The sequence below is a fragment of the Streptantibioticus parmotrematis genome (assembly GCF_019890615.1).
In the GTDB taxonomy this organism is placed as follows: domain Bacteria; phylum Actinomycetota; class Actinomycetes; order Streptomycetales; family Streptomycetaceae; genus Streptantibioticus_D; species Streptantibioticus_D parmotrematis.
Window position 1 is genome coordinate 226,220 of sequence record NZ_JAINVZ010000006.1, and the last position, 11,459, is coordinate 237,678.

General features: G+C 74.3%; 12 protein-coding genes. 7 read left to right on the plus strand and 5 right to left on the minus strand.

Features of this window, described 5'->3' with window-relative positions; genetic code table 11:
- Positions 1-170: 170 nt before the first annotated feature.
- Positions 171-1,223 carry an NUDIX hydrolase gene (locus tag K7472_RS12285; RefSeq protein ID WP_222977093.1) on the plus strand — a complete coding sequence of 351 codons (1,053 nt, stop codon included), beginning with the start codon at positions 171-173 and terminating at the stop codon, positions 1,221-1,223.
- A gap of 112 nt (positions 1,224-1,335) precedes the next feature.
- Here K7472_RS12285 and K7472_RS12290 read toward each other — a convergent pair whose 3' ends face one another.
- Positions 1,336-2,709: a dipeptidase gene (locus K7472_RS12290; protein WP_222977094.1), complete on the minus strand. Its 1,374-nt coding sequence runs from the start codon at positions 2,707-2,709 to the stop codon at positions 1,336-1,338.
- A 143-nt stretch (positions 2,710-2,852) separates the two neighbouring features.
- Between K7472_RS12290 and K7472_RS12295 the strand changes: the two genes are divergently transcribed.
- Complete coding sequence (locus K7472_RS12295; protein WP_222977095.1) at positions 2,853-4,079, plus strand: geranylgeranyl reductase family protein; 1,227 nt, start codon at positions 2,853-2,855, stop codon at positions 4,077-4,079.
- Between the two features lie 111 nt (positions 4,080-4,190).
- Here the strand turns inward: K7472_RS12295 and K7472_RS12300 are convergent, their stop codons facing one another.
- Positions 4,191-4,673: a nitroreductase/quinone reductase family protein gene (locus tag K7472_RS12300; protein ID WP_222977097.1), complete on the minus strand. Its 483-nt coding sequence runs from the start codon at positions 4,671-4,673 to the stop codon at positions 4,191-4,193.
- 179 nt (positions 4,674-4,852) lie between these two features.
- On the opposite strand from K7472_RS12300, the gene K7472_RS12305 reads away from it, so the two are divergent.
- From K7472_RS12305 to K7472_RS12315, 3 genes are all read left to right on the plus strand, one after another.
- Positions 4,853-5,545: a TetR/AcrR family transcriptional regulator gene (locus tag K7472_RS12305; protein ID WP_222977099.1), complete on the plus strand. Its 693-nt coding sequence runs from the start codon at positions 4,853-4,855 to the stop codon at positions 5,543-5,545.
- Between the two features lie 193 nt (positions 5,546-5,738).
- Positions 5,739-7,157 (plus strand): sensor histidine kinase, encoded by a 1,419-nt coding sequence (locus K7472_RS12310; protein WP_222977101.1) that lies wholly within the window; start codon positions 5,739-5,741, stop codon positions 7,155-7,157.
- Entirely contained in the window at positions 7,154-7,819 is a 666-nt protein-coding gene (locus K7472_RS12315; RefSeq protein ID WP_222977103.1) for a response regulator, read from the plus strand. The genes K7472_RS12310 and K7472_RS12315 overlap by 4 nt, the downstream gene beginning before the upstream one ends.
- Here the strand turns inward: K7472_RS12315 and K7472_RS33690 are convergent.
- The gene (locus tag K7472_RS33690) at positions 7,737-8,081 is read right to left on the minus strand and encodes a DUF6332 family protein (protein WP_222977105.1); all 345 of its coding nucleotides are present in this window, start codon (positions 8,079-8,081) and stop codon (positions 7,737-7,739) included. The two genes, K7472_RS12315 and K7472_RS33690, sit on opposite strands and share 83 nt — an antisense overlap.
- A gap of 202 nt (positions 8,082-8,283) precedes the next feature.
- On the opposite strand from K7472_RS33690, the gene K7472_RS12325 reads away from it, so the two are divergent.
- Both K7472_RS12325 and K7472_RS12330 read left to right on the plus strand, forming a co-directional pair.
- Positions 8,284-9,510: an ROK family protein gene (locus tag K7472_RS12325; protein ID WP_222977107.1), complete on the plus strand. Its 1,227-nt coding sequence runs from the start codon at positions 8,284-8,286 to the stop codon at positions 9,508-9,510.
- A 156-nt stretch (positions 9,511-9,666) separates the two neighbouring features.
- Positions 9,667-9,975 (plus strand): SHOCT domain-containing protein, encoded by a 309-nt coding sequence (locus K7472_RS12330; RefSeq protein WP_222977109.1) that lies wholly within the window; start codon positions 9,667-9,669, stop codon positions 9,973-9,975.
- Positions 9,976-10,281: 306 nt separating this feature from the next.
- On the opposite strand, the gene K7472_RS12335 is transcribed toward K7472_RS12330, so the two are convergent.
- Together K7472_RS12335 and K7472_RS12340 are read right to left on the minus strand one after the other, a co-directional pair.
- Positions 10,282-10,797: an ATP-binding protein gene (locus tag K7472_RS12335; RefSeq protein WP_222977218.1), complete on the minus strand. Its 516-nt coding sequence runs from the start codon at positions 10,795-10,797 to the stop codon at positions 10,282-10,284.
- A gap of 214 nt (positions 10,798-11,011) precedes the next feature.
- Positions 11,012-11,368 carry a hypothetical protein gene (locus tag K7472_RS12340; protein ID WP_222977224.1) on the minus strand — a complete coding sequence of 119 codons (357 nt, stop codon included), beginning with the start codon at positions 11,366-11,368 and terminating at the stop codon, positions 11,012-11,014.
- Positions 11,369-11,459: the final 91 nt, after the last annotated feature.

Genomic DNA, 11,459 nt, shown 5'->3' on the forward strand with positions numbered 1-11,459 from the left:
GGGCACGCCGGAGTCCGGGACGGGGCGCGCGCGGGGGCGCGTCGGCCTATGCCAGAGGCGCGTAGTGGACTGGCCGAGGCGTGCCCTCCCGGGTCCCGCGGGCGTTTGCGCTCCCATGCGCCCCGGGCACAGACAATGGGTCGAACGGGGGCAACGGAGGAGGGGGCACCGTGATCGTCTGGCTGAACGGCCCGTGCGGCGCGGGCAAGACGAGCGCCGCGCGTGAACTGCTCGACCTGATACCCGGAAGCACCCTGTACGACCCGGAGATCGTCGGCCAGGGGCTGCGGTCGATGCTCCCGGACAAACGGCTCGCCGAGGTCGGCGACCAGCAGGACCTGCCGTCCTGGCGCCGCTTGGTGGTGGACACCGCCGCCGCGCTGCTGATGGAGACGCCGGGGCCGCTGCTGGTGCCGCTGACGCTGCTGCGGCAGGAGTACCGCGACGAGATCTTCGGCGCGCTGGCCGCCCGGGGCATCCCGGTGCGGCATGTCCTGCTGCACGCTGATGAAACGATCCTGCGTACGCGGGTCGCGCAAGGCCGCGCGGACCTCGCGCCGGACACCGACCACGACGGTCCCGTGGGCGACTGGCGCCCGGACCCGGTCGGCAGCTATGCCTCGGCGCTCTCCTGGCTGACCCGGGACGCCCACGTCATCGACACCGGCTCCCGCACACCGCGCGAGGTGGCCGAACTGGTCGCCGCGGCGCTGCGGGACGGCTCCGGCTCCTGCGGGATCGTGCAGACCCCGGAGCCGACCGGCGCGACCCTCGCGGCCGGCGTGCTCTTCTTCGACGAGCGGGACCGCGTCCTTCTGGTCGATCCCACCTACAAGCCGGGCTGGGAGTTCCCCGGCGGCATAGTGGAGCCCGGCGAACCCCCGAGCAGCGCCGCGGTGCGCGAGGTCGCCGAGGAACTCGGCATCGTCCTCGCCGCGGGCCGCCCCCTGCGGCTGCTCGTGCTCGACTGGGAACCGCCCCGGCGCCCGCGCTTCGGCGGGCTGCGGCTCCTGTTCGACGGCGGACGGCTGTCCGCGGCCGAGGCCGACCGCCTCCTGCTGCCCGCCGCCGAACTGCGCGCCTGCCGCTTCGTGACCGAACAGGAGGCGGCGACCCTCCTCCCCCCGGAGCGCTACGCCCGCCTGCACTGGGCGCTGCGCGCCCGCACCGAGGGCTGTCCGGTCAACCTGGAGGCGGGCGAACCGGTCCCGGCCCGCGATTAGCCGCCCACGCCGCCGCGTGCCCCCCGCGCGCGGCGGCTGGGTGCGGCGGCCGTGTGCGGCGGCTGTGCGGCACCCCGGAGCCCGGGGTGCCGCGCTGTCGCCTGACCTAACGTCAGTTCTGCTTGTCTGCCGCGTAGTTGAGCAGGAACAGCGCCTCCGCGATCGACAGCCGCCGCAACTCCTCCGGCGACACGCTCTCGTTGACCGCGTGGATCTGCGCCTCCGGCTCGCTCAGACCGATCAGCAGGATCTCCGCCTCCGGGTAGAGCGAGGCCAGGGTGTTGCACAGCGGGATCGAGCCACCCTGCCCGGCGATCTGCATCTCCTGGCCGTCGTAGGCGTCCCGCAGCGCACGCGCCATCGCGGCGTAGGCGGGGCTGGTGGTGTCCGCGCGGAACGGCTGGCCCTTCCCGCGCGGCGTCACCTCCACCCGCGCACCCCACGGCGCCGCCGCCTCCAGGTGCGCGGCGAGCGCCTTCTGCGCCTGCTCGGCGTCCACGCCCGGCGGCACCCGCAGGCTCACCAGCGCCTTGGCGCCCGCCTGCACCGACGGCGTGGCGCCGACCACCGGCGGGCAGTCGATGCCCAGCACCGTCACCGCGGGCCGCGCCCAGATCCGGTCCGCGACGGTCCCGCCGCCCACCAGACCGACCCCGTCGAGCACCTTGGCGTCCGCGCGGAACAGCCCCTCCTCGTACTGGAGCCCCTCCCACGTCGCGTCGCCCGCGAGGCCGTCCACCGTGGTCGCGCCCGACTCGTCGCGCAACGAGTCGAGTATCCGGATCAGCGCCGCCAGCGCGTCCGGAGCGGCGCCGCCGAACTGCCCGGAGTGCAGATTGCCCTCCAGCGTGTCCACGGCCACCTCGACCAGCGTCATCCCGCGCAGCGTCGCCGTCACCGTCGGCAACCCGACCCGGAAGTTGCCGGTGTCACCGATCACGATCGCGTCCGCCGCCAGCAGCCGCGGGTGCTGCTCCGCGTACTGTTCCAGGCCGCTGGTGCCCTGCTCCTCCGAGCCCTCGGCGATCACCTTCACCGACACCGGCACGCCACCGTTGGCCCGCAGCGCGCGCAGCGCGGTCAGGTGCATCAGCACCCCGCCCTTGCAGTCCGCAGCACCCCGGCCGTACCAGCGGCCCTCCCGCTCGGTCAGCTCGAACGGCGCGGACACCCAGGCCGCCTCGTCCAGCGGCGGCTGCACGTCGTAGTGCGCGTACAGCAGCACGGTCGGCGCGCCCTCGGGCCCGGGCAGGTAGCCGTAGACGGACTGGGTGCCGTCCGGGGTGTCCAGCAGCGCCACGTCCTCGAAGCCCTCGGCCCGCAACGCGTCGGCCACCCAGCGGGCCGCCTTCTCACACTCCTCGCGCGGGAACTGCCGGGGGTCGGCCACCGAGCGGTACGAGACCAGCTCCGCCAACTCGGTCCTGGCACGGGGCATCAGACCGGCGACGGCTTCGGTGAGCGCGAGAAGTGGCTCCTGTGACATGGACGCTCCTTGTGGGTGCGACGGGTCGTACGGGTGTTTCGTCCGCGCGGGACGTGCTGCCGATGGTCCCACAGCGAATCACCGCCGGGCTCCGCCATAGGATGCGGTGAAGGCCTCATGGACGAGCGGGAGCGAAAACACACGTGAGCAGCGACAACGCGGCGCGCAGCGGCGGGCCTGAGGAGAGCGCGGACACGGCGGTCTGGGACGTCGTCGTGGTCGGCGCGGGGCCCGCGGGGGCCAGTGCCGCGCACGCGGCGGCCACCGCCGGCCGACGCGTCCTGCTCCTGGAGAAGGCCGAGTTGCCCCGCTACAAGACCTGCGGCGGCGGCATCATCGGTCCGTCCCGGGACGCCCTGCCCGAGGGGTTCGAGCTTCCGCTGCGCGACCGCGTGCACGCCGTGACCTTCAGCCTCAACGGCAAGCTGTCGCGCACCCGCCGCTCCCGGCGCATGCTCTTCGGCCTGATCAACCGCCCGGAGTTCGACGCGGGCCTGGTCGAGGCGGCCAAGCTGGCCGGCGCCGAGGTGCGCACCGGCGCCACCGTCTCCCGCGTCGAGCAGCACGGCCCGGCCGTCCCCGACCGGCGCACGGTCGCCGTCGTGCTGGCGTCCGGCGAGACGGTGCTGGCCCGCGCGGTCGTCGGGGCGGACGGCAGCGCCAGCAGGATCGGGGCGCACGTCGGCGTCAAGCTCGACCAGGTGGACCTCGGTCTCGAGGCGGAGATCCCGGTGCCGCCCTCGGTCGCCGAGGACTGGGCGGGGCGGGTGCTGATCGACTGGGGCCCGCTGCCCGGCAGTTACGGGTGGGTCTTCCCCAAGGGCGACTCCCTCACGGTCGGTGTCATCTCGGCACGCGGCCAGGGCGCCGCGACCAAGCGTTACTTCGAGGACTTCACCGCACGGCTCGGCCTGGCCGGGTTCGAACCGAGTGTCTCCTCCGGTCACTTGACCCGCTGCCGTGCCGAGGACTCGCCCCTGTCCCGTGGCCGGGTCCTGGTCTGCGGGGACGCTGCGGGTCTGCTGGAGCCGTGGACCCGGGAGGGCATCTCGTACGCGCTGCGCTCCGGCCGGATGGCGGGGGAGTGGGCGGTGCGGATCGCCGAGGCGCAGGACGCGGTGGACGCGCGGCGCCAGGCGCTCAACTACGCGTTCGCGGTCAAGGCGGGCCTGGGCGTGGAGATGGCGGTCGGGCGCAAGATGCTGGCGCTGTTCGAACGGCGGCCCGGGCTGCTGCACGCGGTGCTGACCTCGTTCCGCCCCGCGTGGAACGCGTTCGTGAAGATCACCCGGGGCTCGACGACGCTGGGCGAGCTCGTGCGCGACCACCCGGTGGCCGGTCGGGCGCTGTCCGGGGTGAGCAGCTCCTGACGCAACGGGTCCCGTTCGGCGGGGCCCCGGCTTCGCGGCCCGGTCGCGGCTTCGCGCGGCGGCCGGGCGGGCTCGCGGCCGATCAGGGCGCGGGCGTCAACCGTCGCCGTCTCAGCCATCCGCCCGGGTGATCTCGAATATGGGGTGCTTCGGGGCGATCTCGCGCAGCTGTTCGTCGGTGGAGTCCGGGCCGACGCCGTCGAAGAACATCCCCACTTCGGCTTTCCAGCGCTTGAGGTAGGCACGCAGCACCGCGGGCTTGTCGTCGTCGGGGACCTCGACCGCCGTGAAGCGCTCCGCCGAGCGGCCGAGCCACAGCTCGCCGCCGCCCGCGGCTCTCATGTTGTGCGTCCACTGGACGTGGCCCCGGGGCGCGACGAGGTAGCGCCGGCCGTCGAGGGTCAGCGGGTTGACCGGGGTGCGGCGCCAGTCGCCGGTCTTGCGGCCCCGGACCGCCAGGACGCGGGAGCCCCACACGCTGACGCCGTGCCGGGTCAGCCATCCGACGGCGCGGTTGAGGACGTTGACCGTGAACCACCCGGGCTTGAGGGCGTGCTGCGCCGGGGGCATGGGGGATGCGGTGTTCGCGGACATGGCGGGCTCTCCTGTTCGTGCTGTCTTCTCGTGTTGTCTTCTTCGGGCCGTCTTCGTGACGCTCCATGAAGTGAGAGCGGTGCTCTCGCTTGCGATCAGTGTGGCACCGCTCGCACCCGAAAAGCAAGAGCGGTGCTCTCGTTGTTGGTCGCTGCTCCGGAACGTGGCACACTGTTCCCATGAGCGTGATCAAGGGAGCCAGGGAACGGGCCCGCGTCGAGGTGACGGCGGCCATCAAGGAGGAGGCCAGGCGTCAGCTGGCCGCCGAGGGCGCTGCCCGGCTGTCGCTGCGCGCGGTCGCCCGCGAGCTGGGCATGGCCTCCTCCGCGCTCTACCGCTACTTCCCCAGCCGTGACGACCTGCTGACCGCCCTGATCATCGACGCGTACGACTCGCTGGGTGAAGCGGCCGAGGCGGCGCTCGCGGAATCCGCGAACGCCTCGGCGGCCGAGCGCTGGACCGCGGTCTGCCGCGCGGTGCGGAAGTGGGCGCTGGCGCATCCCCACGAGTACACGCTGCTGTACGGCTCGCCCGTGCCCGGCTACCGCGCCCCCCAGGACACCGTCGCTCCCGCCGCCCGGGTCGGGCTGGCACTGGCCGCGGTGGCGCGGGACGCCCAGGCGACGGGCGAGTTGAGGTCACCGGCGGCAAAGGCCCTGCCGGAACGGGTGCGGACGGATGCCGAGCGGATAGCCGCCGACCTCGGGACCGACCTGCCCGAGCCCGCCGTGGCCGGGCTCACCGCCGCGTGGTCGCAGCTCTTCGGGCTCGTGGGCTTCGAGGTCTTCGGCCACTTCCACAACGTCGTCGAGGCGCGCGACGAGTTCTTCGACCACTCCTGCGCGGCGCTGGCCCACCAGGTCGGCCTGTGACCGGACCGGGCGATCTCCGTGGACCGGCCCCGGCCGATTCCGCTGACCGGCCCCGGTCGGTCTCCGGACCGGTCGATTCCCCCGGATGGCGCGTGCGCGTACTGCGCGGGCCGTGCGCGTACTGCCCTCGGAGTACACACACGCACCGCGCCGGTGGGACGCCGCGGCGCCCGCGCCGGTCTAGCGTGGCGTCATGAGCCAGGGAGAGGGAGGACTGCGGCCGGACGCCAACGGGCCCTTCGGCGACCGTGAACGCCGTGACCGCGAACGCCGTGACCGTGGCGACTGCCCCTGGCCCGGCGGCACCCTCCGCGACCGGCCTTCCCCGTTCGGAAGAGGCCCGCTCCGGGACGGCCCCCTGCGGCGGTGGTGGAGCGGTGCGGACGGCGGGTCGGCGCCGCGACTGCCGTGGCGTGCCGCGCTGGTCGTCGCGTTCGTCCAGGTGGTCGGCTCGACCGAGGCGCAGGGGCACCAGACCGAACGCGTGCATCTCAACGCTCCGGGCTACGTGCTGCTGCTGCTCGGGCCCGCGCTGCTGCCGTTCCGGCTGAGGCGGCCCACCGCCGTCGTGTACGCGACGGCCGCCGTGACGCTCGGCTACCTGGCCGCCGGATATCCGTACGGCCCGTTCTTCCTGAGCTTCGCGGTGGCCTTCGGCTCGGCGGTCTACGCGGGCCGGCGGCGGCACGCCTGGGCCGCAGCGGTCGGGCTCTACGGCGGCCATCTGCTGCTCAGCCACTGGCTCTACCGCTGGCTGCCGCCGTCCGGCGACGCGGGCGCGGGCTGGGTGTCGGAGTCGGCGTTCGCCGCCTGGCTGCTGGCGTTCGGGGCCGCCGTCGAACTCGGCCGGGTGCGCCGCGAGCAGTTCGCCCGCAACCGCCGGGAGCGGGCCGAGGCCGAGCGTCGCCGGGCCGACGAGGAACGCCTGCGCATCGCCCGTGAGCTGCACGACGTCGTGGCACACAGCCTGTCGGTCATCAGCGTGCAGGCGGGCGTGGGCCTCGCCCTCATCGACGAGCGCCCCGAGCAGGCGCGCACCGCGCTCACCACCATCAGGGCGACCAGCAAGGAGGCGCTGGGCGAGGTGCGGCAGGTGCTGGGTTCGCTGCGGTCGCCGGGGTCGGCTCCGAAGGCTCCCGCGCCGGGCCTGGACCGGGTGCCGGAACTCGCCCGCCAGGCCGCCGCCGCGGGCCTGGACGTGCGGGTGACCACGGAGGGCGGGCCCCGGCGGCTGGCGCCCGGCGCGGACCTGGCCGCGTTCCGCATCGTCCAGGAGGCGCTGACCAACATCGTCCGGCACTCCGGAGCCCGTTCCGCCCGCGTCCACGTGGGCTACCGGGCCGGCGCGCTGCGGCTCTCGGTGGACGACGACGGTCCGGCCACCGGGGACGGCGACTCCGGCGGCGGCAACGGGCTGATCGGGATGCGGGAGCGGGCGGCGGCGCTCGGGGGCACCGTAGAGGCGGGCCCGCGCGGCGACGGCGGGTTCCGGGTGGTCGCCACCCTGCCGCTCCCGGACGCCGACGCGCCGACAGCCGAAACGCCCGCAGCCGAAACGCCCGCAGCCGAAACGCCCGCAGCCGAAACGTCCGCAGGAGAAGGGGAGCGATGACCAGGGTGCTGCTGGCCGACGACCAGTTGCTCGTACGCGCCGGATTCCGGGCGCTGCTGGACGCGCAGCCGGACATCGAGGTGGTCGGCGAGGCCGCGGACGGCGGGGAGGCGCTGACTCAGACCGTGCGGCTGACGCCCGACGTCGTGCTGATGGACATCCGCATGCCCGTGCTCGACGGGCTCGCGGCGACGCGGCGGATCACCGCCGACCCGCGGCTCGCGGACGTCAAGGTCGTCATCCTCACGACCTTCGAGCTCGACGAGTACGTCTTCGAGGCGATCCGCTCCGGTGCCTCGGGGTTCCTGGTGAAGGACACGGAACCGGACGAACTGCTGCGCGCGGTACGGGCCGTGGTGTCGGGCGACGCGCTGCTGTCCCCCGGGGTGACGCGCAGGCTGATCGCGGAGTTCGCCGCACGCTCCAAGGAACCCGCCGCGGCCACCGCGCTCGAACAGCTCACCGAGCGCGAACGGGAGGTGATGGCGCTGGTCGGCATCGGGCTGTCCAACGAGGAGATCGCCCGGCGCCTGGTCGTCAGCCCTCTCACCGCCAAGACCCACGTCAGCCGTACGATGGTCAAGCTCGGGGCCCGCGACCGCGCCCAACTCGTCGTGCTGGCCTACGAATCGGGGCTGGTGCGGCCGGGGTGGCTCGGCTGAGGCGGCGGCGCCGGTCGTAGCGCCACAGTACGGAGACGGCCCGCGCCACGCCGATCGCGCACCCGGTGATCACCGCCGTCGTCGACCACACCGCCGCCGCGCGGCCGTGCGCCTGCCCCAGCAGGACCGGTGCCGACAGGACGAGCACGACCAGCGCGCCGAGCAGTGCGCCGGTGAGCAACGCGAACGCGATCTCCACGGTCGTGCCGTCGCGCTCCGCCGCGTTCCCCGTGTGCGTCGCCCCGTTCCCCGTATGCGTCATGGTGTCACCGTGGCAGACGGCGGGGCACGAAGCGCCCTCGCGCGGCCGGATTCCGGCCACGGGACGGTCACCGCGGCCGACACGCCGAACACGTGCCGACGGAACCGCCGCCGCCTGCGCCGACGTGGGCTTTGGCGGCCGAGCCCCGGTCCACCTGCCGACCCTGTTTTGTTCAGCCTGGGTACAAAGTAAGAATAGGACCGTGACGCAGACTCGCACCAGGCTTGAGAGGGGACGCGCGGCGCTCGGCCCCGCGTTGACGCTCGTGCACACCGGCAGCGCTCCCACCCGCGCGGTGCTCACCGCGGAACTGGGGGTGACCCGGGCCACCGCCGGCGCGGTCGCGGCCGAGTTGGAGCTGCTGGGGCTTATCAGGGTGGACACCCGGCCCACCGTCGCGGCCGGCGCCCAGGGGCGGCCCTCGCACCGGCTGACCGTCGACCCCGACGGGCCGGTCGTGCTGGCCGCGCAGGTGCACGCGGACGGTTTCCGGGCCGCGCTGGTCGGGCTCGGCGGCTCCCTCGTGGCGACCACGCCCGGCTGCATGACGGTGCCCGCCGACCCCGCGCACGTGCTGGGGCTCGTCGTGGCGGCCGGTGCCGACCTGCTGAAGTCGACCGGACGCGTCTGCCTGGGCGCCGGGCTGGCCGTGCCGTCCGCGGTCGCCGAACCCGAGGGCACGGCGCTCAACCCGCTGCACCTGGCCTGGCCCGCCGGTGCGCCGGTGCGCGAGGTCTTCGCCGAGCAGGTCCGCGCGCACGGCGTGACCGGGCCGGGCGGCACCCCCGTGGCCTCCTTCGTGGGCAACGACGTCAACGTCGCGGCGCTCGCCGAACACCGGCACGGTGCGGGGCGTGGCGCGCAGCACCTGCTCGTCGTCGCGACCGGGCACCGCGGCGTCGGCGGCGCGCTGGTACTCGACGGCCGCCTGCACACCGGCAGTTCGGGTCTCGCCCTCGAAGTCGGGCACCTCACCGTCAACCCCGAGGGCGGGCGGCCGTGCCACTGCGGCAGCCGCGGCTGCCTGGACGTCGAGGTGGACCCGCTGGCCTTCCTGGAGGCGGCCGGACGCGTGCCCGGCCCCGAGGTCTCGTTGCTCGACCAGTCGGCGGCCCTGCTGCGCGAGGAGTACGACGACCCCTCGGTGCGGGTCGCGGCCGAGACGCTTGTCGACCGCCTGGGGCTGGGACTGGCCGGGCTGGTCAACGTGCTCAACCCGGACCGGATCGCCCTCGGCGGCCTGCACCGGCGTCTGTTCGAGGCGGATCCCGAGCGGCTGCGCGCGGTGGTCGCCGACCGCAGCCTGTGGGGACGCAGCGGCTCGGTGCCGATCCTGGCGTGCGGCCTGGACCACAACAGCCTGGTCGGCGCCGCAGAACTGGCCTGGCAGCCGGTGCTCGACGATCCGCTGGGCGCCCTGTCGGTCTGAGGCCGCCCGCGGACACGCCCCCGCCCACTCCCGGGAGCCCGCCTACTCCCCGGGAGGTATCGCGGGTGGCGCCGTGCGTACGACGACTTCGCGGCCGTGCCGGGCGACGCTCGAAGGGTCCGGAAAGGGACCCGGCACATCGAGGAGTTGACCGGAATGAACACGCTGGCGTCGTGGGGTCATGGCGGACCCGGACCGTGGATCCTGTTGGTCCCGCTGCTGTGGGCGGCGGTGATCGTGGGCGTCGTCACCGTGGTGCGGCGCGTCGCCTGGCACGGTCGCGGCCCGTGGGAGCGCGGCGGCCCCTGGGACCGTCGTCCGCGCCCGGTGCGGCCCGACGAGCAGTCGCCGCTGGCGGTGCTGGGGCGCCGGTTCGCGGCGGGGGAGATCGACGAGGACGAGTACTGGCGCAGGCTCTCCGTGCTCGACCCGGAGTTCGGTACGCATCGGGGCGAGGAGCGCTGAACGGGAGTCGCGCTCAGGTGAGTTGACGGCAGCGGTGTCGGTGAGCGGGCCCGGGCGCGCGTCGCCCCGCGACCGGATGACTCGGCGGCAAGCCCCAGCACCTGGATGACTCGGCGGCAGCCCCGCGTCCGAACGGCCCGGCGGCGGGCCGCGTCCGAACGGCCCGGCGGGGAGCCCTCGGCCGGTGTCGGGCCGTCGGGCTCCCCGGCCGATGCGGTGTGGAGGCGCGGAAACCGATGGGGCGTGGAGGCGCGGAAACGTGGTGGCGCTCCTGGTGCTCCCCCCCCCGGTCGCGATCGCCGTCCGTCAGGCGGTGGCGATCGCGACCGGCTGCGGCCTCGCGTCCAGCGCGATCGGGTGCGGCGTCGGCACCGCCGCCACGGGAGCGCGGGCGGGAACGGCGACCGGTGTCGGCGCGGTGATCGGGTCGCGGAGGGTGAACCACACGACCTTGCCGTCGCCGTTCTCGCCGGGCCGGGTGCCCCAGCCGTCGCTGAGCGCGGCGAGCATCGCCAGACCACGGCCGCAGGTGTCCATCGCGTCGGTGCGCAGCCCGATCCGCGGCGGGCGCGGGTCGTGGTCGAAGACCGAGACGGTCAGGCGCCCTTCCCCGTAGGACAGTTCGACCGTGCAGTGCTTGTCGGGCTGGGCGTGGCGGTGGACGTTGGCCAGCAGTTCGGTGATGCCGAGCAGCGCGGTGTCGATGATCGGATCGAGCTGCCAGTAGCGAAGCTGCGCAGAGACGATTCTGCGTACCTGCCCGATCCGGTGCGGCAAGGCCTCGAGTTGCAGGGCGCACTGTCGGGTTCGCTGGGTGGTGATCACGGCTGCGACTCCCTCCGCGGTGGGGCCGACCTTGTTCCGGGACCGTGCCCCGTACCGCTCGATTGGGAAAGCCTGTGCGGTAAACACTGAGAGTGACAGAGTCTGTACTCCGTGTGTGTGACCAGGTTGACCCCGGTGACGGCATTCCGCAACTCCCGGCACGCCAGTCCCTTCGGTTTCGGCTCCGTACGGGTGGGGCGGTCGGCGGTATTCAGCCTCGGCCGGTGCCCGGCACGCCCCGCGGCGCGTGCTCCCGCGCGCCGGCGAGAACGCCCAGCAGCCGCGCTCCGGCGTCGGTCCCCGCGTTCACCTCGTCCCAGGCCGCGTTCCCGTCGAGCCGCAGCGCGTAGCGGCGGCCGTCGAGCGCCACCCTGGCCCGGCCGCGCGGGCCGTACCAGCGAGGCGTGCTCGCCTGGACGTCGGACAGCGGGGCGCTGTCGATCTCGCGGCCCCGGCTGGTCAGCAGCGCCAGCCTGCCGTCCCGCACCACGACCGCACCGGCCCGGGTCAGGGAACGCGGCCATCTGCTGATCCGCACCCCGCTCGCGCTGAACTCCGGCTGCGTCACGGCACACCCCCTCAGGCGGTTCGCGTCCTGCGGCAGTCTGCCCCGGTCCGCGGGAGCGCACCAGGGCGCATGCCGGATCGCGGCGCGCCCA

What these genes read in the sequence shown, in the direction of transcription:
- K7472_RS12300 (WP_222977097.1), bottom strand. Translation starts at nt 4,673, where the DNA reads ATGTCCGCGAACACCGCATCCCCCATGCCCCCGGCGCAGCACGCCCTC.
- K7472_RS12290 (WP_222977094.1), bottom strand. Translation starts at nt 2,709, where the DNA reads ATGTCACAGGAGCCACTTCTCGCGCTCACCGAAGCCGTCGCCGGTCTG.
- K7472_RS12305 (WP_222977099.1), top strand. Translation starts at nt 4,853, where the DNA reads ATGAGCGTGATCAAGGGAGCCAGGGAACGGGCCCGCGTCGAGGTGACG.
- K7472_RS12310 (WP_222977101.1), top strand. Translation starts at nt 5,739, where the DNA reads ATGAGCCAGGGAGAGGGAGGACTGCGGCCGGACGCCAACGGGCCCTTC.
- K7472_RS33690 (WP_222977105.1), bottom strand. Translation starts at nt 8,081, where the DNA reads ATGACGCATACGGGGAACGGGGCGACGCACACGGGGAACGCGGCGGAG.
- K7472_RS12315 (WP_222977103.1), top strand. Translation starts at nt 7,154, where the DNA reads ATGACCAGGGTGCTGCTGGCCGACGACCAGTTGCTCGTACGCGCCGGA.
- K7472_RS12330 (WP_222977109.1), top strand. Translation starts at nt 9,667, where the DNA reads ATGAACACGCTGGCGTCGTGGGGTCATGGCGGACCCGGACCGTGGATC.